Annotated in this window: 22 protein-coding genes; 17 read left to right on the top strand and 5 right to left on the bottom strand. The window is 64.4% G+C overall.

What is annotated here, in order from left to right:
- Window positions 1–102 precede the first annotated feature (102 nt).
- The 4 genes from H1B27_RS04575 to H1B27_RS04560 all read left to right on the top strand — a co-directional run bounded on the left by H1B27_RS04575 (window position 103) and on the right by H1B27_RS04560 (window position 3123).
- Window positions 103–858, top strand: a complete 756-nt coding sequence (locus H1B27_RS04575; protein ID WP_061883374.1) for an ABC transporter ATP-binding protein — start codon at window positions 103–105, stop codon at window positions 856–858.
- Window positions 855–1568: an ABC transporter ATP-binding protein gene (locus H1B27_RS04570; protein ID WP_197965160.1), complete on the top strand. Its 714-nt coding sequence runs from the start codon at window positions 855–857 to the stop codon at window positions 1566–1568. Before H1B27_RS04575 ends, H1B27_RS04570 begins: the two co-directional genes overlap by 4 nt.
- Before the next feature lie 166 nt (window positions 1569–1734).
- Window positions 1735–1953, top strand: a complete 219-nt coding sequence (locus H1B27_RS04565) for a hypothetical protein (protein WP_061883276.1) — start codon at window positions 1735–1737, stop codon at window positions 1951–1953.
- Between the two features lie 111 nt (window positions 1954–2064).
- Window positions 2065–3123 (top strand): YeiH family protein, encoded by a 1059-nt coding sequence (locus tag H1B27_RS04560; RefSeq protein WP_061883275.1) that lies wholly within the window; start codon window positions 2065–2067, stop codon window positions 3121–3123.
- A gap of 132 nt (window positions 3124–3255) precedes the next feature.
- On the opposite strand, the gene H1B27_RS04555 is transcribed toward H1B27_RS04560, so the two are convergent.
- From H1B27_RS04555 to H1B27_RS04535, 5 genes are all read right to left on the bottom strand, one after another.
- Window positions 3256–4128: an ABC transporter ATP-binding protein gene (locus H1B27_RS04555; RefSeq protein WP_197965159.1), complete on the bottom strand. Its 873-nt coding sequence runs from the start codon at window positions 4126–4128 to the stop codon at window positions 3256–3258.
- Window positions 4125–5033, bottom strand: a complete 909-nt coding sequence (locus tag H1B27_RS04550) for an ABC transporter permease (RefSeq protein WP_376708966.1) — start codon at window positions 5031–5033, stop codon at window positions 4125–4127. Before H1B27_RS04550 ends, H1B27_RS04555 begins: the two co-directional genes overlap by 4 nt.
- Window positions 5030–6451, bottom strand: coding sequence for an ABC transporter substrate-binding protein (locus tag H1B27_RS04545; RefSeq protein ID WP_197965157.1), 1422 nt, complete (start codon window positions 6449–6451; stop codon window positions 5030–5032). The genes H1B27_RS04550 and H1B27_RS04545 overlap by 4 nt, the downstream gene beginning before the upstream one ends.
- Window positions 6452–6632: 181 nt before the next feature.
- Window positions 6633–7406 (bottom strand): Crp/Fnr family transcriptional regulator, encoded by a 774-nt coding sequence (locus H1B27_RS04540; protein WP_197965156.1) that lies wholly within the window; start codon window positions 7404–7406, stop codon window positions 6633–6635.
- A 190-nt stretch (window positions 7407–7596) separates the two neighbouring features.
- Window positions 7597–7893, bottom strand: a complete 297-nt coding sequence (locus H1B27_RS04535) for a gamma-butyrobetaine hydroxylase-like domain-containing protein (protein WP_197965278.1) — start codon at window positions 7891–7893, stop codon at window positions 7597–7599.
- 205 nt (window positions 7894–8098) lie between these two features.
- Here H1B27_RS04535 and H1B27_RS04530 point away from each other — a divergent pair, with 205 nt between their 5' ends.
- The 13 genes from H1B27_RS04530 to H1B27_RS04470 all read left to right on the top strand — a co-directional run bounded on the left by H1B27_RS04530 (window position 8099) and on the right by H1B27_RS04470 (window position 21899).
- On the top strand, window positions 8099–8872 hold the full coding sequence (locus tag H1B27_RS04530; protein WP_061883371.1) for a ferredoxin--NADP reductase: 774 nt from the start codon (window positions 8099–8101) through the stop codon (window positions 8870–8872).
- A 102-nt stretch (window positions 8873–8974) separates the two neighbouring features.
- Window positions 8975–10717 (top strand): fumarate reductase/succinate dehydrogenase flavoprotein subunit, encoded by a 1743-nt coding sequence (locus H1B27_RS04525; RefSeq protein ID WP_061883271.1) that lies wholly within the window; start codon window positions 8975–8977, stop codon window positions 10715–10717.
- 28 nt (window positions 10718–10745) lie between these two features.
- Window positions 10746–10979, top strand: a complete 234-nt coding sequence (locus H1B27_RS04520) for a 4Fe-4S dicluster domain-containing protein (RefSeq protein WP_007593252.1) — start codon at window positions 10746–10748, stop codon at window positions 10977–10979.
- A 2-nt stretch (window positions 10980–10981) separates the two neighbouring features.
- Window positions 10982–11959 carry a HEAT repeat domain-containing protein gene (locus H1B27_RS04515; protein ID WP_197965155.1) on the top strand — a complete coding sequence of 326 codons (978 nt, stop codon included), beginning with the start codon at window positions 10982–10984 and terminating at the stop codon, window positions 11957–11959.
- 111 nt (window positions 11960–12070) lie between these two features.
- Complete coding sequence (locus H1B27_RS04510; RefSeq protein WP_061883269.1) at window positions 12071–13243, top strand: fumarylacetoacetate hydrolase family protein; 1173 nt, start codon at window positions 12071–12073, stop codon at window positions 13241–13243.
- Window positions 13244–13650: 407 nt separating this feature from the next.
- A complete protein-coding gene (gene ytfQ / locus H1B27_RS04505) occupies window positions 13651–14616 on the top strand; it encodes a galactofuranose ABC transporter, galactofuranose-binding protein YtfQ (RefSeq protein WP_197965154.1) in 966 nt (321 codons plus the stop codon).
- A 119-nt stretch (window positions 14617–14735) separates the two neighbouring features.
- On the top strand, window positions 14736–16280 hold the full coding sequence (locus H1B27_RS04500) for a sugar ABC transporter ATP-binding protein (protein WP_197965153.1): 1545 nt from the start codon (window positions 14736–14738) through the stop codon (window positions 16278–16280).
- The gene (locus tag H1B27_RS04495; protein WP_197965152.1) at window positions 16277–17269 is read left to right on the top strand and encodes an ABC transporter permease; all 993 of its coding nucleotides are present in this window, start codon (window positions 16277–16279) and stop codon (window positions 17267–17269) included. The genes H1B27_RS04500 and H1B27_RS04495 overlap by 4 nt, the downstream gene beginning before the upstream one ends.
- On the top strand, window positions 17266–18246 hold the full coding sequence (yjfF, locus tag H1B27_RS04490; RefSeq protein WP_197965151.1) for a galactofuranose ABC transporter, permease protein YjfF: 981 nt from the start codon (window positions 17266–17268) through the stop codon (window positions 18244–18246). The genes H1B27_RS04495 and yjfF overlap by 4 nt, the downstream gene beginning before the upstream one ends.
- On the top strand, window positions 18243–19019 hold the full coding sequence (locus H1B27_RS04485) for a FadR/GntR family transcriptional regulator (RefSeq protein WP_197965150.1): 777 nt from the start codon (window positions 18243–18245) through the stop codon (window positions 19017–19019). Before yjfF ends, H1B27_RS04485 begins: the two co-directional genes overlap by 4 nt.
- Complete coding sequence (locus tag H1B27_RS04480; protein ID WP_197965149.1) at window positions 19016–19942, top strand: Gfo/Idh/MocA family protein; 927 nt, start codon at window positions 19016–19018, stop codon at window positions 19940–19942. Before H1B27_RS04485 ends, H1B27_RS04480 begins: the two co-directional genes overlap by 4 nt.
- 2 nt (window positions 19943–19944) lie before the next feature.
- Window positions 19945–21021 (top strand): aldose epimerase family protein, encoded by a 1077-nt coding sequence (locus H1B27_RS04475; protein WP_197965148.1) that lies wholly within the window; start codon window positions 19945–19947, stop codon window positions 21019–21021.
- Window positions 21021–21899, top strand: a complete 879-nt coding sequence (locus H1B27_RS04470; RefSeq protein ID WP_197965277.1) for an SMP-30/gluconolactonase/LRE family protein — start codon at window positions 21021–21023, stop codon at window positions 21897–21899. The genes H1B27_RS04475 and H1B27_RS04470 overlap by 1 nt, the downstream gene beginning before the upstream one ends.
- Window positions 21900–21962: the final 63 nt, after the last annotated feature.

Raw genomic sequence — 21962 nt, 5'->3', positions numbered from 1 at the left:
TCCGGCGCGCACGAAGTGCGAACCCGGAATCTCGAGATTCCGGGTCTGGTCCTGACGGACCATCCTGGAATGACGCTGCCGGACAACGGCGCGAGGCGCACCATGCTTGAGATCCGCAACCTCGCAAAATCCTTCGGCGGCGTGAAGGCGACCAACGACGTCTCGCTCGACTTCCCCGACGGCTCGCTCACTGCCGTGATCGGGCCGAATGGCGCAGGCAAGAGCACCTTCTTCAACCTGATCACCGGCGCCTTGAAACCGGATTCCGGCCAGGTTCTGCTCGACGGCGTCGATCTTGCCGGCCGCTCACCGCCCGAGATCGTGCGACACGGTATCGGCCGCGCCTTCCAGGTCGCGAGCATCTTTAAGTCGCTGACGGTAGAGGAAACCATGCTCGCCGCCGTCAGCGCCGATCAGCGCACTTCCGCGGTGCTGCACAAGCGCTTTCCCTTGCCCGAAGCGCGCGACCGCGCTGAGCACGTGATGGAGCTGCTGGGTTTGGCGAGCAAGCGTCATCGCACCGCGGCGACGCTATCGCATGGCGACCAGAAGCTGCTCGACATTGCGCTGGCGCTCGTGCTCGAACCGAAGGTCCTGCTGCTGGACGAGCCGACCGCAGGCATGGGGCCGGAAGAGCGCTGGCGCATGATCGACAAGGTTCGCGAGCTCTGGGAGATCCAGAAGATCACCGTCGTCTTCATCGAGCACGACATGGACATCGTGTTCAAGATCGCACCCAAGATCGTCGTGCTGTGCTACGGCCGCATCCTCGCCACCGGCACGCCGGACGAGATCCGCAACAACAGCGCCGTGATCGACGCCTATCTGGGCACCGAGCATGCGGGAGCCGCCGCATGAGCGCCCCCGTCATCGAAGTCGCCGATCTCGATGTCTATTACGGCACCAGCCAGATCCTGTTCGGCGTCGGCCTTTCGGTGCGGCAGGGCGAGACGATGGCGCTGCTCGGCCGTAACGGCGCCGGCAAGTCGACGACGATGAAGGCGATTATGGGGCTGGCGCCGCCGCGACGGGGCAGGGTGAGCCTGCGCGGAACGGTGATATCCGGTCTTAAGCCGCACACCATCGCGCGCGCCGGCCTCGGCTTCGTGCCGGAGGACCGCCAGATCTTTCCGGAGCACACGGTCGAAGACAATCTCGTCATCGGGAAAAAGAAGGGACCGGGCGGCCAGGACGAATGGCCGATCAAGCGCATCTACGAGGTCTTTCCGCTCCTGGAACCGCTGCGTCATCGCATTGCCGGGCGCCTCTCGGGCGGCGAGCAGCAGATGCTGGCGATCGCGCGCACGCTGATGGGCAATCCAGCGCTGCTGCTGCTGGACGAGCCGAGCGAGGGCCTCGCTCCGATCATCGTGCAGCGGATCGGCGAGCTCCTGCGGCAGCTCCGCTCGCTCGGATCGACCGTGCTGATCGCCGAGCAGAACATGCATTTCTGCCTGGGGCTCGCGAGCCACGCCACCGTCATCGACAAGGGCCAGATCGTCTATGCCGCCGGGATCGACGAACTCAGGGCCAACGAGGCAATCCGGCGCCGCTATCTGGCTCTGTAAGTCGGGTGCCAGTGTCCAAATAGGCCGGAAGAAGAAAACTATCGTTCCGCGCCCGTCCGACGGAAGGAGATTTCCTCCGCAAGGACAAAAACGCCAATCGCTTCCATTGCTGTTTGCGGCCGAAACGACGACATTCCCATCAGAATTTGATGGATTGGCCAGAGCCATGGAACGTACCGGATTTGAACCCTTCGGCGAGCAAATGGTGTCCGCGACGGACACCCAGCCGCGGTCGCGCACGTCGAAGCTCTTGCTGCGTGCCGGCACCGGACTGTTCTGGTCGCTGGTTGCTGGTATCGTGCTTGCCCGCGCCGCCTTCTTCGAGCCCGGCGTCTATGACGGCTTCAGCCGCGTCGCTTCCCTCGCCAAGAGCCTGATCTTCTGAGGCTGGTTGTCCGGGCTGAGGATAGAACCTCCCCCGGGACCTGATATGTCGAAAACTTATTTCCCTCCCGGGCCGCGCTGCGTATAAATCCTTCTCCTCAGGGAGAAATTTGTGTCGCAGAATCAAGCATCCAGCCCGGCCGACGCCAAGCCGGCCACAGCCGCAAGCCGCATTGCGGCACTGATTCCCGGCATTCTCCTTTGCGTTCTGATCGCCGGCGTCTCCGCCCTGCTGGAGCGCGCCGAGTTGGGTATGTTCGAGCATCCCTATGTCGAAGCGCTCGTCATGGCGATCCTGCTCGGCATGGCGCTCCGCAGTTTCTGGAAGCCGGCGCCCCGGTGGCAGACCGGGATCGCCTTCAGCGCAAAACAGCTGCTCGAGGTCGCGGTCATGCTGCTGGGAGCCTCGATCAGCTTCGCCGCGATCGCCGCCTCGGGCATCGCGCTCCTCGTCTCGATCGCGGCCGTCGTCGTGATCGCGCTATGTGTCTCCTTCGGCCTCAGCCGTCTGTTGGGTCTGTCGACACGCCTGTCGATCCTGATCGCCTGCGGCAACTCGATTTGCGGGAATTCGGCGATTGCTGCCGTGGCGCCGATCATCGGTGCCAACAACGACGAGATCGCATCCTCGATCTCCTTCACCGCCATCCTTGGCGTGATGATGGTGCTTGGCCTGCCGCTCCTGATCCCGCTGCTGCAATTGTCGGCCACGCAATACGGCATCCTCGCGGGCCTCACCGTCTATGCTGTGCCGCAGGTTCTGGCCGCCACGGTGCCGGCCGGACTCGTCGCGACCCAGATCGGCACGCTGGTCAAGCTGATGCGCGTCCTGATGCTCGGGCCCGTCGTCGTTGGCTTGTCGCTGGTCGCCTCGCGCTGGCAGGCCGATGCCAAGAAGACCAATGTCGGCTTTTTCCGCCTGGTCCCGTGGTTCATCCTCGGCTTTCTCGCGTTGGCGACCCTGCGCTCGCTCGAGATCGTGCCGGCGACGGTGGTCGGTCCCGTGACGAAGATCACCGGTTTTCTCACCGTGGTGTCGATGGCCGCACTCGGGCTAGGTGTCGACGTCCGTGTGCTTGCCAATGTCGGAGGCAGGGTGACGGCAGCCGTCACGCTCTCGCTGCTGCTGTTGCTCGGCATCAGCCTCGCGCTGGTGCATTGGTTTAAGTGATTAGAACAAAACAGCCCTACGGTGGGCAAAGGCGCGAATGCATCGTGCCCGCCCGTGGATCCACATTCGTGGTGAGGATGGTGGGCACGCTTCGCTTCGCCTGCCCTGCGAAATCTAATGTATCGGCGGCGCCTAGATCACATCCGCGAGCGAATGCCCATGCAGCTCGATGTTCAGCCCCTGCATGCCCATGTCGTTGATCTCGCCGCCCATCGCTTTCAGGCTTTCCTCGCGGATCAGCGACATCAGCCCGCGGCGAAGCGCCAGGAACTCCGACGACATCATCATCGATTGCTGCCGCGGCCGCTCCAGCGGGATCGGGATTTCCGCCTTGATCGAGCCGGGCCGCGCGGTCATGCAGTAGACGCGGTCGGAGAGGAAGATCGCCTCGTCGATATCGTGGGTGACGAACAGCACCGAAATCTTCAGCCGCTGCCACATGTTGGTGAGGATCTGCTGCATGATGACGCGGGTCTGCGCGTCGAGCGCGCCGAAGGGCTCATCCAGCAGCAGGACCTTCGGTCCCGTAGCGAGCGCGCGGACGATGCCGACGCGCTGCTTCATGCCGCCGGACAGCTTTTCCGGATAGTGCTTCTCGAACGCCTCGAGCCCCGCGAGCCCCAGCAGCGTGCGCGCGGCGCGTTCGCGCTGCGAGCGTGGCATGCCGCGCATCTTCAGGCCGAACTCGACGTTCTCCCGCACGGTCTTCCAGGGGAACAGTGAATATTGCTGGAACACCATGCCGCGTTCGGCGCTGGGGCCGTTGACGCGGTCGCCATCGACGGTGACGATGCCCGTTGTCGGCTTGAGGAAGCCTGCGACCGCGTTCAGCAGCGTCGATTTTCCGCAGCCGGAGGGGCCGACGATCGAGACGAACTCGCCGGGCCTCACATGGATTTGCGTATCAGTGACGGCCTGAACGGGTCCCTCGATCGTCTCGTAGGCGAGGGAGAAGTTCCTGACCTCGATGTGGCCTTTCGACGTATTCGCAAGCACCTCGCTCATGTCGACCTCCACGGCATCACCAACTGGCCCGCGCCCCTGATAAGCAGGCTCGATCCGAGACCGAGCACGCCGATTGCGATCATGCCGAGCGCGATGTCGGCATACTGGACCAGCGAATACGCCTCCCAGGTGAAGTAGCCGATACCGTACTGACCGGAGATCATCTCGGCAGCAATCAGCGACACCCATGCGACGCCCATGCCGACGGTAAGGCCGGTAAAAATGTGCGGCAGCGAGGCCGGAAAATACACCTCGCGGAAGATCGACCGCTCGCGCGCACCGAGACATTGCGCGGCGCGAACCAGAACGGGATCGACCAGCGACATGCCGTGCAGCGTGTTGACCAGGACTGGGAAGAACGAGCCGAGGAAGGTGATGAATACGATGCTCTGCTCGTTGGTCGGCCACAGCATGATGGCCATCGGCACCCAGGCGATCGCCGGGATCGGCCGCAGCACTTCGGCGACCGGGAAGATCACCTCGTGCACCAGCTTGAATCGCCCCATGATCAGGCCGAGCGGCACGCCGACGATGGCTGCGAGTGAGAAGCCGATGAAGATGCGCCGGCAGCTCAGCAGGATATGCATCAGGAATTTGGGGTCGTGGATCGCCGTGGTGAAGCTCGCATAGACCGCGAGCGGCGAGGGCACGTTGGTGAAGCGCACGAAGAACACGACGCGATAGGTCGTGAGCAGATGCCAGACCAGGAGGAAGGCGATCAGCGAGGCGATGCCGATCGCGGTGGCGCGCAGCCGGCCCTGGTTGAGCCGGTACCAGCGCAGCGCGATCGTACCGAAGGAGGCCGGGGTTGCGAGCGGCGTGGCGGCGGGCGCGCGGCTCGCCTCTGCAATGGCTGTTGCCGGCATGCTATCCTCGGGATGTCTGACGAGGGCGGGACTGCTCACGTCTTGCCTCCGCCGACTGCCGCCTTTACCGCGTCATCGAAGCCGAGCACCTTGCCGCTGATCTTGGCCGCGTATGCCTCGGCGTCCTTCTTCAGCAGGAACGGTGCGACATCGCCATTGCCGACGGCGAAGAAGGCCTGGTCGGCGAACAGCTTGATACCCCGGGTCGTATCGAAGACGTAAGCGACGTTGATCTTCTTGCCCTTGGCCTTGTAATCGGCATAGGCGCCGAGCGTGCAACTGGCTGACGAGAAGGGCATGATTCCGGCATCGTCGACCCAGACCTCGCCGGCCTTACGCGGGTCGGCGATCGGCTTCTTGCAGAAGGCGTCATCGCCGGAGACCTCGTAGTTCCTGGTGCTCGCAAGCTGCGCGTCATAGTCGAGCTTCATCTCGGCATAGGCCTTGCGGACGTAGCTGTCGTCGACCCACTTCCTGGGATCGAATTCCTTCATGCGACCGAGGTTCTGCAGCACCTTGACGTCGGCGGTTGCGGCGTCGATCAGCACCGGCTTGATCGAGGGATCGGTGGTCATGTTGCCGCCGGGGCCGAGGAAGATGTAGACGACTTCCTTGTTGATGCCGGTCCACTGTTGGATCTTTTCCGCGGCGAGCTTCGGATCCTCGCGCAGCCACTGATTGGCGGCAATCAGCGCCTTGAAGTAGGCGACGACGACCTCGGGATATTTGTCGGCGAAGTCGGTGCGGACGACGATACCGTGGAAAGTCGGCAAGTTCGTCTCGACGCCGTCAAAGATCTTTCGCGCGAAGCCGCGGAAGGGCAGCAGCTCGGCGAAGGGGACGAAGTCGGCGTGCGCGTCGATCTTCTTCTCCTGGAGATTGGTCGAGCCGACCTCCGGGCTCTGGCTGACGAGCTGGAAGAAGTCGGATGCATAGCCGCGGTCCTGCATCGCCTTCAGAACCATGCCGTGCGCGGCGGAACCGAAGGGGACGCTGACGAGCTTGCCCTTGAGATCGGCGAGATCGTAGTAGGACGAGTCCTTGTGGACGACGAGGCCATTGCCGGACCCGGACAGGCTATAGGCGGCGATGCCGACCAGCCGGCTCTTGCTCTCCGGATTGCTCTCGAAGGTGAAGCCGTTCACGATCAGCGGATAGTCGCCCATCATGCCGATCTGCAGCTTGTTCGCCATCATCGCGTTGGTGACGGGTGGGCCGGAGGTGAAATTCTGCCACTCCAGCTCGAACTTGATGTTGGCGTATTTTCCGTCCCTCGGCAGGTATTTTTCAAGGAGACGCAACTGGCGGATGACGACGCCGGCGGTCACCGTGTTGGTCGTGGTGTCCTGCGTGCCGATGCCGAGCGTGACGGTTTCCGCCGAGGCCGGTTGCGTGACGAGTAGCGCCAGCGACGTCACCGACATCGCGATCGAGAGCGTGGGAAGATGGCGGACCATTCTCATCCTCATTCGGTTGGATGTGCTGTGGTTGCCATGATTGGGTGAGGGCGTGGACAGGGCAAATCCGGAGTGGCTTTCGCAGTCGATTAGTTGCCGGGAAAGGCTGATTGCATACGCCTTGGGCAGTCCTGCACTATAAAGCCGCTTGCCTGTGCATTCGCCTTGGCCGCAAATTTGTCTAGTCAGTTGCGTGACCGCGCATCTCCTCCAGCACGTCGGTCCGGCAGATCACGATCTGCGACCGCTTGGTCACCACGATTCCCTTCTCCTGCATGCGCTTCAGACTGATCGTGACCCATTGCCTTGTGGCGCCAACCATGTGGGCGATGTCGGCGTGGGTGAAGGCTGCGGCGATCACAGTGCCGTCGGCGTCGTCGACGCCATAGAGCTCGACGAGGTGTAGCAACAGGTGCGCAAGACGCTGCGTGATCGAGCGCGTTCCCAGCATCTGGGCCAGGGCCGAATAGCATTTGCCCTTGAACGTGAGGCCTTCGATGAGGCCGATCGCGAGGTTCGGGATCTCTGCGGCAAGCGACCGCAGCTCCTTTCCGGGCAGGTGCACCACGCTGCAATTGCTGGACGCAACGCCGGACCATTGGTGCACGGTGCCCTCGAACACTTCGGGCCCGCCGACGAAATTGCCGACATGCCAGTAGGCGAGGGTGATCTCGCGCCCTAGCGGCGAAGTGTAGAACACGCGGATGCGGCCGCTCTCGATCAGCCAGATGCCGTCATGCTTGCCGCCCTGGCTGAACAACGTCTGGCCGCGGTTGAGCACCTTGCGGCGGCCCTGCTTGAGCACCAACTCCCGCTCGCGTGGAGAGAGCTTGTCCATCAGCGGCGGCGGCCCGCCGATCCATCGTTGGTTTTCAGTGAGCAGCAGCGAGGAGCTGCCGGCAGGCCGGACTGTCGGGGGAATGGGCCCACGAACCACATTGGCGGCCTGCAACATCGTCTGCCTCCGGAACGTTCAAATCGTTCTAAAGAGGAGCAATGTCCGTGCCAGATGGGGAGCGATTTACTTGCTGCGTCATTCCGGATGCGCGCAAAGCGCGCAGGCCCGGAACCCATAACCACGAGCCGGGGCTATGGATTCCGGGCTCGCCCTTCGGGCGCCCCGGAATGACGACTAAGTTATGGGGTCAACACCCCGCCAGGCTCAGCAGATACGGCTTCGGGTAGATCCCCCGAGCATGCCCATCCGAGAACGAGATGTTCAGCCCGTAACCGAGATCGCCGATCTCGGTGATGGCGATGCCGGGAAACCTGTCGGGGAAGTGGCCGTCGAAGCGGGCACGGGTGCAGTGGGCGCATTTGCAGGAGAGGCGGAGTGTTTCGGCAGAAACGCTGAGCGCGTCGTCCTGTGTCGTGCGGACCAGCAGCGCGGCGAGATCGGCGCTGGCTTCATAGTCGGCGATAGCAGGTGCCACCAAGGTCATGGTCATGACGAACCTCCGACTTCAATCTATGTCGGTGCGGGCGCGCACGAATAGCAACTAATTGCCGGCGTAGGCGTGATCGGGCGCCTTGCCTTCAGTCATAGCTCGCGAAATGTGAAACTAATCGACCAGGAATTTCACTTCCACATTGCCGGACTCGTCCCTCTCCGAAATCTTCTGCGCCATCGATCGCGAAGGAGAGAGCATGAGTGCATTTCAGAAGGAAACGGTTCTGTCGGTCAGGCACTGGACCGAGTCCCTGTTCAGCTTCACCGCAACGCGCGATCCCGGCTTTCGTTTCCAGAACGGCCAGTTCGCGATGATCGGCCTGGAGGTCGAGGGCAAGCCGTTGATGCGGGCCTACAGCATGGCCAGCGCCAACCACGAGGAGGCGCTCGAATTCTTCTCGATCAAGGTGCAGGACGGTCCGCTGACCTCGCGCCTCCAGAGGATCAAGGAAGGGGACATCATCCTGGTCGGCCGCAAGGCGACGGGGACGCTGATCACCGGCAATCTCATTCCGGGAAAGCGTCTGCTGCTGCTGTCGACCGGAACGGGCCTGGCGCCGTTCGCCAGCCTGATCAAGGACCCCGACGTCTACGAGAACTACGAGACCATCGTGCTTGCCCATGGCTGCCGCCAGGTCTCCGAGCTCGCCTATGGCGAGCACGTCGTCGCTGGTCTGCACAACCACGAATTCTTCGGCCCGCAGATCCGCGACAAGCTGGTCTACTACCCGACCGTCACCCGCGAGCCGTTCCGGAACCGCGGCCGCATCACCGACCTGATCGCCTCGAACCAGCTTTTTGACGATATCGAGCAATCCGGCCTCGATATCGAGACCGACCGTATCATGCTTTGTGGCAGCCCCGCGATGCTGGAGGAACTGCACGACATGTTCTCCGCGCGCGGCTTCGTGGAGGGCAACCATAGCGAGCCCGGTCATTTCGTCATCGAAAAGGCCTTCGTCGAGCGCTGAGGCGCAAATCGCATCCCGGCGACAACTAATTGCTATCGCCCGGACGCCGCCTGAACAAATCTGACGCAAAGGCGCCGACCATCGGCGAACCAGGAGCAAGTGATGGCACTAGATCAGATCGTCGACGGACTTTCGGAGGTTTCCTGCGATGTGCTGGTGATCGGCGGCGGCACGGCCGGCCCGATGGCGGCGCTGAAGGCGAAGCTGAAGAACCCGAAGGCCAATGTCGTTCTGCTCGAAAAAGCCAATGTCAAGCGCTCCGGGGCGATCTCGATGGGCATGGACGGGCTGAACAACGCCGTCATCCCCGGTTATGCGACGCCGGAGCAATACACCAAGGAAATCACCATTGCCAACGACGGCATCGTCGACCAGAAGGCGGTCTATAAATACGCGCAGAATTGCTACAAGATCATCGAGGAACTGGACAGCTTTGGCATCCGCTTCCTGAAGAACGAGAACGGCGACTACGCCGTCAAGAAGGTGCACCACATCGGCACCTATGTGCTGCCGATGCCGAACGGCGAGACCGTGAAGAAGGCGCTGTACCGCCAACTTCGTCGGGCCCGCATCCTGATCTCCAACCGCTACATGGCGACGCGGCTGCTGAAGTCCGCCGATGGTCGCATCGCGGGGGCCGTCAGTGTCAACACCCGCACCGCCGAGATGCTGGTGATCAAGGCCAAGGCCGTGATCCTCTGCATGGGCGCCGCCGGCCGCCTGGGCCTGCCAACCTCCGGCTACATGTTCGGCACCTATGAGAATGCCGCCAATTCCGGCGACGGCTACGCCATGGCCTATCACGCCGGCGCCGCGCTCGCGAACCTCGAATGCTTCCAGATCAACCCGCTGATCAAAGACTATAACGGCCCGGCCTGCGCCTATGTCGCCGGTCCGTTCGGCGCATATACGGCGAACAACGAAGGCTCGCGCTTCATCGAATGTGACTATTGGTCCGGCCAGATGATGCTGGAGTTTTACAACGAGCTCCTGTCCGGCAAGGGCCCGGTGTTTCTCCAGCTCAAGCATCTTCACCCCGACACCATCTCCGAGATCGAGTCCACGCTGCACAAGGTGGAGCGTCCGACGCGCGGGCTGTTTCAGCAGGGACGCGGGGTCGATTACCGCAGCGAGTCGATCGAGATGCACATCTCCGAGATCGGCTTCTGCTCCGGTCACAGCGCCTCCGGCGTGTTCGTCGACGATAATGCGCGCACAACCGTGCCCGGCCTCTACGCCGCCGGCGACATGGCGAGCGTGCCGCACAACTACATGCTTGGCGCCTTCACCAACGGCTCGGTCGCTGGAATTGACGCGATGGAGTTCGCCGACAGCCATGACTTCGCGGAGTTCGACGCCGCCGACGTCGCACTGGAGCGTGAGCGCGTGATGGCGCCGACCAGGCGAGAGGACGGCATTCCGCCGAACCAGATCGAGTACAAGACCCGGCGCCTGGTCAACGACTATCTCCAGCCGCCGAAGGTCACGCGCAAATACGAGCTCGGGATGCGCCGCCTCGCCGAAGCGCGGGAGGACATGCAGGAGCGCATGATCGCGCGCAACGCGCATGAGCTGCTCCGCGCCCTCGAAGTGCAGTCGATCATGGACTGCGCCGACATGGCCGCGCACGCCTCGCTCTATCGTGAGGAAAGCCGCTGGGGCCTCTATCACTGGCGCACGGATTTTCCGGAGAAGGACAACGAGAACTGGTTCTGCCACACGCTGCTGTCTAAGTGCGACGGCAAGATGACCAGCGAGAAGCGCGCCGTCGAACCCTATGTCGTGCCGATCGCCGACGACGAGAAGGATCTGTACGACAAGCAGCGCATCCGCGCCTCGGCCTGACGCACCAGAACACAACAGGAGACATCAAATGCCTCTCGCATCCTATCAGACATCGGTCCCGGTGGTCGTCGACGACGCCAAATGCATCGCTGACAAGGGTTGCACCGTCTGCGTCGACGTGTGCCCGCTCGACGTCCTGCGCATCAGCGACATGACCAACAAGGCCTACATGGCCTATGACGAGTGTTGGTATTGCATGCCCTGCGAAGCCGATTGCCCGACCGGTGCCGTCACCGTCAACATTCCCTATCTGTTGAGGTGATCATGTCGGGCCCGTTCGAGTCCTATGACGACCTCGACGACGCTGACGAGCGGCTGCAGGCGGCCGATCCCGCCGAGCGTCGCGTCGCCATCATCGCGCTCGGCCATTCCGGCGATCCCGCCGCGGTCGCGCATCTCGCCAAGCTGGTTGCCGATCCCGACAGCGGCGTTCGCCAGCAGGTCGCGATGGCGCTCGGCGAGTTCGACGGGCCGGAGGCGGCGAGCGCGCTGGTGAAGCTGCTGGTCGATCCCGAGAGAATCGTCGCAGCCGCGGCGGCCGACAGCATGGCCGAGTTCAAGGATCCGGCCTGCGCCGGGATCATCCTGCCGCTGGTCAAGCACGCACACGCCTTCGTCCGCATGGGCGCGCTGCGTGCGCTGAGGGAATTGCGCTGCAAGGACACGCTCAAGCCGGCGCTGGAAGCACTCCAGGATGCCGATGCCGCCGTGCGCGTGCAGGCGATCGGCGTGATCGGCTTCCTCAAGCTGGAAGAATCGATCCCGGCGCTGACCGCGCTGATCAACGATCCCGACGCCCATGTCCGCCGCGCCGCGGTCAGCGCGTTGGCTTTCTCGCAGATGAAGCCCGCGGCAGAGACGATCACGCGCGCGCTGAAGGACTCGGATTGGATGGTCCGCGAGATGGCTGCGGAAACGCTGGGTCTCAACGCCAACGGTTCGCTCGCGGCCGATCAGCTCGTCGGCTCGCTCGCCGACGAATTCTGGCAGGTGCGGCTCAAGGCCATTCGCAGCCTCGGCAGGATGAAGGTCGAGCGCGCGGTACGCCCGATTGGCAATTGCATCAACCATGACCAGGCGAACTTGCGCAAGGAGGCGGCCGCCGCGCTCGGCGAGATCGCCCATCCTGACGGCGAGGCGTTCCTGGTGGTGATCGCCGACGATCCCGATCCCGATGTCCGCAAGAACGCACGCTGGGCGCTGCAGCAGATCGCAGCCCGCAAGGCGCGGGCAGGGGCATAGCCGCCTCGTTGCCACTCTGGACTTCCCCCGCCAGACGTTTATTGGTCTTCGCCAATGCGATCGGCCGTCTTCGAGTGCGGCCGGTCCTTAGAAACAGCGAGGACGCCGGCCATGACGACATTGACTGTGAAGGATCTTCTCCCCGAGGATGGCACGCGGGGAACATTGGCCGGCCGCGTCTGGCTGCCGCAGGTCAATGGTCCGGCCGTGGTCGCCGTGCGCGGCGACGGCGTGTTCGATGTCACCGCGAGATTCCCGACCATCAGCGCGCTCTGCGAAGATGACAATCCCGCCCAGGCGCTTGCTGCGGCCAAGGGTGAACGTATCGGCGATCTCGAAGCAATCGTTGCCAACACGGCACCCGACGGGCGTGACCCGAAAAAGCCGTGGTTGCTTGCACCGGTCGATCTCCAGACATTGAAGGCTGCGGGCGTCACCTTCGCCATCTCGATGCTGGAGCGCGTCATCGAGGAGCGGGCCAAGGGCAACCCGGCCTCGGCCGAGGCGATCCGCAAAGAAGTCACCCGGCTGATCGGCGACGATCTGTCCAAGCTCAAGCCGGGCTCGGACCAGGCGATGCACCTGAAGCAGGTGCTGATCGATCAGAACGCCTGGAGCCAGTATCTCGAGGTCGGCATCGGCCCCGACGCTGAAGTCTTCACCAAGGCGCCGACGCTGTCGTCGGTCGGCACCGGCATGGACGCCGGCCTGCATCCGAAATCGACCTGGAACAATCCCGAGCCGGAACTCGTGCTGTTCGTCTCCAGCCGCGGCAAGATCGTCGGCGGGGCGCTCGGTAACGACGTCAACCTCCGCGATTTCGAGGGCCGTTCTGCGCTGCTGCTGTCGAAGGCCAAGGACAACAACGCGTCCTGCGCAATCGGCCCGCTGCTGCGCCTGTTCGACGATACGTTCTCACTCGACGACGCGCGCAAGCTGGACATCGGCTTGAATGTCACGGGCACGGACGGCTTCGTCCTCGACGGCCATTCCTCGATCAGCAAGATCAGCCGCGATCCGACCGATCTGGTTGCGCAGACCATCGGCAAGATCCATCAATACCCTGATGGCTTCGTGCTGTTCCTGGGAACGATGTTCGCACCGGTCAAGGATCGCGATGCGCCGGGGCAGGGGTTCACCCACAAGCGCGGCGACATCGTCACGATCTCCGCGCCCGAGCTCGGCAAGCTCGTCAACCGCATGCGCACCAGCGACGAGTGCGAGCCGTGGACGTTTGGCATCGGCGCGCTGATGAAGAACCTGGCGCAACGGAAGCTGATCTAGTTTCTGCGCCTCTCCCGCTTGCATGCGAGGAGAGGCCGACACGCGAAGCGTGGCGAGTGAGGGCCTGCCACTGGTCGCTCTGGCTGACATACGCAGAACTCTCGCTGTGCTCGCAATGACGCGGAGGAGATTGCGAGGCTGTCGGTCACCGTCCTCGCGGAGACTCCCTCATTTTGGCCGCCTCATACTTTTTCATCTCCCCGTTGCAGGGCTGGAACAAAATCGCTCTGAGCGTGTCGTAAGACCATCCATCCCGCCGACGTCCGTCCTCCGTCTAATAGTCAAATAATATGACTAGTCGGAACCCATCTTCCGTGAAATAGTGCCTCCCGCCGGCTCAAAGCTCGGCTTACAGGTGCCATGTTACCTATCTGGCGCCTCAGATAACATCTTGGGAGACACGCCTGATGACCCCTAAAGTCCTCCTTGCGGCCAGCGCCGCGGCCGCCTTGTTGCTCGCGCTGCCAGCCAGCGCTGCCCAGCTCACCATCGGCTTCTCGCAGATCGGATCGGAATCCGGCTGGCGCGCGGCCGAGACTTCGGTCTCCAAGCAGGAAGCCGCTAAGCGCAAAGTCAATCTCAAGATCGCCGACGCGCAGCAGAAGCAGGAGAACCAGATCAAGGCGATCCGCTCCTTCATCGCGCAGAACGTCGATGCCATCTTCCTTGCGCCTGTCGTCTCGACCGGCTGGGATTCGGTGCTGAAGGAAGCCAAGGAAGCCAAGATCCCGGTGGTGCTGCTCGACCGCGACATCGATCCTTCCGGCAAGGACCTCTATCTCACCGCCGTCACCTCCGACAGCGTGCATGAGGGCGCCGTCGCGGGCGACTGGCTCGCCAAGACGGTGGGGACGAAGGCCTGCAACATCGTTGAATTGCAGGGCACGGTCGGCGCCAGCGTCGCAGCCAACCGCAAGAAGGGCTTTGATACCGCGATCGCCAAGCATGCGAACCTGAAGGTGCTGCGCAGCCAGACCGGTGACTTCACCCGCGCCAAGGGCAAGGAGGTGATGGAGAGCTTCATCAAGGCCGAAGGCGGCGGCAAGTCGATCTGCGCGGTCTACGCCCACAACGACGACATGATGGTCGGCGCGATCCAGGCCATGAAGGAAGCCGGCCTCAAGCCCGGCAAGGACATTCTCACGGTCTCGATCGACGCCGTGCCCGACATCTTCAAGGCGATGGCCGCGGGCGAGGCGAATGCCACGGTCGAGCTGACGCCGAACATGGCCGGCCCCGCGCTCGATGCCATCGCGGCGTTCAAGGAGAAGGGCACGGTTCCGCCGAAATGGATCCAGACCGAGTCCAAGCTCTATACCGCGGCGGACGATCCGCAGAAGATCTACGACAGCAAGAAGGGCCTCGGTTACTGAGGCGGGCACGCCTCGCCGGGCCGCTTCTTGCGGCCTGGCGGTCCCCCTCGAAACCGCTGCGCGAACGAATAGGCTGGGCATCCGCATCATGAGCGGACGCCGGTGGGAGTGACGTTGCGATGGAAAACAGCCCCGATCCTGCTCCGCCGCTCCTTGAGGTGCGCGGGATCAGCAAGAGTTTCGGCGCCGTGCGTGCACTGCAGGAGGTCGACTTCACGCTGCGCGCCGGCGAGATCCATGCCCTGCTCGGCGAGAACGGCGCCGGCAAGTCCACACTGATCAAGGTGATCACCGGCGTATTCCCGCGCGATGCCGGCATCGTCAGGATCAGTGGTGAAGAGGTCGCGCCGCGCTCGGCCAAGGCGGCGCTTGGCGCCGGCATCGCCACCGTCTACCAGGAGGTCAACCTGCTGCCGAACCTGTCGGTGGCGCAGAACCTGTTCCTCGACCGCCAGCCGATGCGCTTCGGCATCGTGCGCGAAGGCGAGATGCGCCGCCGCGCCAAGGCACTGCTCGCGGATTTCGGTCTCGATATCGATGTCGCCGCGCCGCTCGGCAACTATTCGGTGGCAATCCAGCACGTCACCGCGATCGCGCGCGCCGTCGATCTCTCCGCACGCGTGCTGATCCTGGACGAGCCGACTGCCAGCCTGGACCGCCATGAGGTCGAGATTCTCTTCGGCATCATGCGCCAGCTCGCGCAGCGCGGCATCGGCATCGTCTTCGTCAGCCACTTCCTCGATCAGGTCTACGAGATCTCCGACCGCATCACGGTGCTGCGCAACGGCCGTCTGGTCGGCGAGCGTGAGACAGTCTCGCTGCCGCGCCTCGACCTGATCCGCATGATGCTCGGTCGCGAGCTTGCAGAGACCACCAGCGCGCGGGCTTCTGTCACCGAGCACAAGGCGCGCGAGATCTGCGCGAGCTTCGAAGGTTACGGCAAGGCCGGTTACGTCGCGCCGTTCAATCTCGAGCTGCGCCATGGCGAGGTCGTGGGACTTGCTGGACTGCTCGGTTCGGGCCGCACCGAGACGGCGCGGCTGGTGTTCGGCGCCGAACGCGCCGATCTCGGGCAGGCCAAGGTAGAGGGCGTCCCGGTGCGGCTGCAGTCGCCGCGCGACGGTGTGCGCCACGGTTTTGGCTATTGCCCGGAGGAACGCAAGACCGACGGCATTATTGCCGAGCTCAGCGTGCGCGAGAACATCGTGCTCGCGCTCCAGGCCAAGCGCGGCCTCTATCGCCCGCTGTCGCGCCGCGAGCAGGACGAGATCGCGCGCCGCTACGTCAAGATGCTCGACATCCGCCCGCCTGATCCGGAACGTCCCGTTGGACTGCTTTCCGGCGGCAATCAGCAGAAGGTGTTGCTGGCGCGCTGGCTCGCGACCTCGCCGCGGCTCCTCGTGCTGGACGAGCCGACCCGCGGCATCGACGTCGGCGCGCATGCCGAAATCATCCGACTGATCCGCGAACTGTGCGACGAGGGCCTGGCGCTGTTGGTGATCTCCTCCGAGCTCGACGAGATCGTGACCTATTCGGATCGAGTCGTGGTGCTGCGCGACCGCGCCCATGTCGAGGAGCTCGCTGGAGAGGCGATCGACGTCGGCCACATTCTCGCGGCGATCGCCGCCGATGGCGCCGCGACTGCGCATGAGGGCCGGGCATGACCGCACTGTTGCCGCGCCGCGGCCTTGCCCAGGTCCTGGCGTTGATCGTCATCCTGGCGGTCGATCGCATCGTATCGCCTCAGTTCTTCGACCTGCGCCTGCAGGACGGGCGGCTGTTCGGCAGCCTGATCGACGTGCTCAATCGCGGCACGCCCGTGGCACTGCTCACGCTCGGCATGGTGCTGGTGATCGCGACGCGCGGTATCGATCTCTCAGTCGGCGCCGTCATGGCGATTTCGGGCGCCATCGCGGCCGGCCTCGCCGACAGCCACGGGCTGCCGATCGTGCTGGCGGCCGCGCTTGGCGCCGGACTCGTCTGCGGCTTGTGGAACGGCTTCCTCGTCGCCGTGCTCGGCATGCAGCCGATCGTGGCCACGCTGATCCTGATGGTGGCGGGACGCGGCATCGCCCAGCTGATCACCGAGGGGCGCATCGTCACCTTTTCCTCACCGGACCTGGTCTGGCTCGGCAATGGCTCGGTACTCGGCCTGCCGGTTCCGGTCGTGATCGCCCTGGGCATGCTGATCCTCACCGCCGCAGTGGTGCGCGGCTCGGCGCTCGGGCTGCTGATCGAGGCAACCGGTGGCAATGCGCGGGCGAGCGAGCTCGCCGGCGTCGGCACCCGCGCCATGATCCTTTCGGTCTACGTCTGGTGCAGCGTCTGCGCCGCGCTCGCCGGCGTGATCGCGGCGGCCGACATCATGGGTGCCGATGCCAACAATGCCGGCCTCTGGCTCGAGCTCGACGCCATCCTCGCGGTCGTGATCGGTGGCACCTCGCTGTTCGGCGGCCGTTTCAGCCTCGTGCTCGCCGTGTTGGGGGCGCTCATCATCCAGACCATGAACACCGGCATCTTGCTGTCGGGCTATCCGCCGGAGTTCAACCTGCTGGTCAAGGCCGTGGTGGTGCTCGCGGTGCTGCTGCTGCAATCGCCGAAGCTGTCGGGGCTCGCCGGAATTGCCATGCGGCTGCGGAGGACCAAGGCATGAAAGGCCTGCCGCCCGTCCTCATCACGGCCATCGTGCTCGTTGCGGGCTTCGCGCTCTGCGCGATGCAGTTTCCCAATATTGCTTCGACGCGCGTGGTAGGAAACCTCCTCACCGACAACGCCTTCCTCGGCATCGTCGCGACCGGCATGACATTTGTGATCATCTCCGGCGGCATAGATCTTTCGGTCGGATCGGTGATCGGCTTCACCACCGTGTTCGTCGCGCTCGCGATCGAGCGCTGGGGCATGCCGCCGCTGGTCGCCTTCGTCGCCATTCTCGTGCTCTCGGCGGCCTTCGGTGCGGCGATGGGCGCGGTGATCCATGTCTTCGATTTGCCACCGTTCATCGTGACGCTTGCCGGCATGTTCCTGGCGCGCGGTGCGAGCTTCCTGCTCTCGACCGAATCGGTGCCGATCACCGCCCCGGTCTATTCCACCGTGTCGGACTTCGCGCTGCGGATGCCCGGCGGGGGGCGACTGACCGCGATCGCGATCGTCATGCTCGCGATCGTGATCGGCGGCGCCTTGCTTCTGCGTCTCACCCGGTTCGGCGCCAACGTCTATGCGCTCGGCGGCAACCGAACCACCGCAAGCCTGATGGGCGTTGCCGTCGGCAAGATGACGATCAAGATCTACATGCTGTCGAGCCTGCTCGCGGGGATCGCCGGCATCGTCTTCTCCTTCTACACCAGCGCCGGCTATTCGCTCTCCGCCGTCGGTGTCGAGCTCGACACCATCGCCGCCGTCGTGATCGGCGGCACGCTGCTGACTGGCGGCCAAGGCTCGGTGATCGGCACCTTCCTCGGCGTGCTGATCCAGGGCCTGATCCAGACCTACATCAATTTCGACGGCACATTGTCGAGCTGGTGGACCAAGATCGCGACCGGCGTGCTACTGTTCGCCTTCATCGCCTTGCAGCAGGGGCTGGTCGCGCTGGCGCGCAGGCCGGTGGTCAAGAGCGCAGGAGCGGCGTCATGACCTCTCGCATCCTCGTCATCCCGACGCGGCGGGCCCACTCCAACCATGCGGAGGTGGCACGTTCGATCGGCGTCGACATCATCGCCGGCCGTTATGCGGAAGGCACACGTCTGCCGGGCGATGCCGAGATGATCGCGATGTTCGGCGTGTCGCGGCCGGTGCTGCGGGAGAGCGTGAAGACGCTGGTCGCCAAGGGCCTGCTCACCACCAAGGCGCGGGTCGGGACCGTCGTGCGCGAGCGCGGCGCCTGGAACATGTTCGACGCCGATGTGCTGGCCTGGCACCTCGACGCCGGCATCGACAAGCGCTTCCTCAACGATCTCGCCGAGATCCGACTTGCGGTCGAGCCGCGTGCGGCCATGCTCGCGGCGACGCAGCGGTCGGAGGAAGACCTTGCCGAGCTCCGGCGCAGCATGGAGCGCATGCGGCGTGAGGCGTCCGACTCGGCGGGCTTTGCCGATGCCGATCTCGCGCTTCACGTGGCCGTGGCGCGTGCCTCGGGCAATTTGTTCATGCGCTCGATCGGGCACGTCATCGAGGCCGCGCTGCGCGCATCGTTCCTGCTCAGCGCCCCGGTCGAGCCGGAGGATCGCGACACTGTGCTGTTGTGGCACCAGAAGATCGTCGATGCCATCGCGGTCGGCGATGCCGATGCTGCCGCCGAAGCGATGGTCTTCGTCATTCACAATGGAATGCATCGCCATGAGGGTGCCGCGATCGAGACCGCGCCGGCCGAGGCGCTGCCGTCAGCGGATACTGGAGAACGAGCGTGACAGACCTTCGCATCGCCATCGTCGGGTTCGGCAAGATCGCGCGCGACCAGCATGTCGGCGCGATCGCCGCGGTGCCGGGCGCGACACTGGCGGCCGTCGCCAGCCGCAACGCTTCGCTGCCGGAATTGCCGCATTTTGCCACCATCGAGGAACTGCTGGAGCAGGGGCCGCCGATCGATGCGGTGTCGCTCTGTACGCCGCCACAGGTGCGCCGGGCCCAGGCAGCGGCAGCCCTTGCCGCCGGCAAGCATGTCATGCTGGAGAAGCCGCCCGGCACCGGCGTTGCCGAGCTCGATCCGTTGATCGCAATGGCGGCGGAGGCGAAGCGCACGCTGTTTGCGACCTGGCATTCGCGCCATGCGCCGGCGGTCGAGCCGGCGCGGCAATGGCTCGCCGAGCGCCGCATCGCCTCCGTGCACATCAGCTGGAAGGAAGACGTCCGCGTCTGGCATCCCGGCCAGGCCTGGATCTGGGAGCCCGGCGGCCTCGGCGTGTTCGATCCCGGCATCAATGCGCTGTCGATCCTCACCAGGATTCTGCCGAAGCCCGTGTTCGTCACCGCGGCCGAGCTGGCCTTCCCGGCCAATTGCCAGGCACCGATCGCAGCGAACCTGACACTGACTGATATCAGCGGCCTGCCTGTGACCGCCGAGTTCGATTTCCGCCAGACCGGGCCGCAGAGCTGGGATATTATCGTCGAAACGGATCGGGGCCGGATGACTCTGTCCAGCGGCGGCGCGCGCATGTCTGTCGACGGCAAGGTGCTTGCCGAGGCGCCCGATGAGGAATATCGCGGCCTCTACCGGCGCTTCGTCGAACTCGCGGCGACCGGCGCAAGCGACATGGATCTGACGCCACTGCGTCTCGTCGCCGACGCCTTCCTGCTGGGCAAGCGCACGATCGTGGAGCCGTTTGTGGATTGAACATGGCCGCATCAAAAATCACTAGAGACGATTTTGGGACGCTGCCGGACGGCCGCAATGTCGAACGCATTGTGCTGCGCGGGCAGGGCGGCTTCGAGGCGCGGATCATCACTCATGGCGCCGTGCTTCAAGCGTTGATCGCCCCGGATGCGCGGGGCGGCCACGACGACGTGGTGCTCGGCCATGACACATTCGCCGGCTATCTGGCCGAACGAAAGTTCTTCGGCGCAACCGTCGGCCGCTACGCCAATCGCATTGCCAAGGGCCAGTTTTCGCTCGACGGCAACACGGTGCAGCTTGCCGTCAACAACGGCCCCAATGCGCTGCACGGCGGCCTCGACGGATTCGACCGCAAGCTCTGGGAGCTTGCGGACCTGGACGAGGGCGCTGAACCCGCGGTGACGCTTTCCTGTGTCAGCCCGCATGGCGAAGAGAACTATCCCGGCCGACTCGACGTGCGCTTGACCTATCGCATCACGGGGCCGGCCGAACTCTCGCTCATCATGGAGGCGCGGACGGACCGGCCGACCATCGTCAACCTGACCAACCACAGCTTCTTCAACCTCGAGGGCGCGACGTCGGCTACTTCCATTCTCGACCACAAGCTGACGGTCGCCGCAGACCATTTCCTGGCGATCGATCCCACCGCCATTCCGCTGTCGGAGCCGCCGCGCCGCGTTGCCGACACGCCGTTCGACTTCCGTGAGCCGCGGCCGGTCGGCGAGCGGATCCGCGAGAGCGATCAGCAATTGCAGAACGGCAGGGGCTACGACCACACCTACTGCCTCGCCCGCGACGGCAAGCTCGCGTTAGCTGCCCGGCTGGAGGCGCAGCGCTCAGGCCGCATCATGGAGCTGTTCACCGACCAGCCCGGGCTCCAGGTCTATTCCGGCAATTATCTCGATGGCACGATCTTGGGAAAGGGCGGTAAGCTCATTCGTCAATCGGACGCCATGTGCCTGGAGCCTCACATCTGGCCGGACGCGCCGAACCGGCCGGATTTTCCGAGCCCGCGCCTCGACCCCGGCGAAGTCTATCGCCATCATACGGTCTATCGCTTGTCAGTGAGGTCACCATGATGGAACAGGTGCCCACGACTGTGCTCTCGGGCCATCCCTGCCATCTGGGCGAAGGGCCGACCTATGACGCGACCACCGACACTGCCTGGTGGTTCGATATCCGCGAAGGACTGCTGTTCGAGGCGCAGCTCGACAGCGGCAGCATCCGCGTCCACGCGCTCGGCCGGATGGCGAGCGCGCTCGGACGCATCGATGCGGAGCGCCAATTGATCGTCGCCGAGGACGGTCTCTACATCCGCAAGCTCGCCGATGGCGCGATGACGCTGCTCTGTCCGCTCGAAGCCGACAATCCCGCGACCCGCTCCAACGACGCGCGGGTGCATCAATCCGGCACGTTCTGGATCGGCACCATGGGACGCCAGGCGGAAGCAGGCGCGGGCGCGATCTATGCGTTCCATCGCGGCAAGATCTCGACGCTGTTTTCCGGCATCAGCATTCCCAATTCGATCTGCTTCTCGCCGGATGGCGCCACCGGCTATTTCACCGACACCCCGCGCGCCGTGCTCTACGCGGTGCCGCTCAATCCCGCGACCGGCTTACCGCGCGGCGAGCCGGAGGTGCTGTTGCGCCACAGCGGCATCGGCGGCCTTGATGGCTCGGTGTGCGATGCCGACGGAAAGATCTGGAATGCCTGCTGGGGCGCGGGCCGGATCGATGTTTATTCGCCGCAAGGCGAGCGCCTGCGCTCACTGATCGTGCCGGCAAAGCAGGCGAGCTGTCCCGCCTTTGTCGGCCCGGATCTGTCGCGCCTGCTCGTCACCTCGGCCTGGCAGGACATGGACTCGACTGCGCGCGCCGCCGATCGGCAAGCCGGTTGCACTTTCTTGTTGGAGGTATCCGCGCGCGGACGCGCGGAGCCCGACGTCAAGCTCGCATAGGAGACCAGAGGCATTCCACAACCACGTTCTCGACGGCACGAAGAAACAGTCTGATACCCAAGG

Origin of the sequence: Bradyrhizobium diversitatis (assembly GCF_016031635.1) — a bacterium.
In the GTDB taxonomy this organism is placed as follows: Bacteria; Pseudomonadota; Alphaproteobacteria; order Rhizobiales; family Xanthobacteraceae; genus Bradyrhizobium; species Bradyrhizobium diversitatis.
This window is presented reverse-complemented; position numbering and strand designations above follow the sequence as displayed.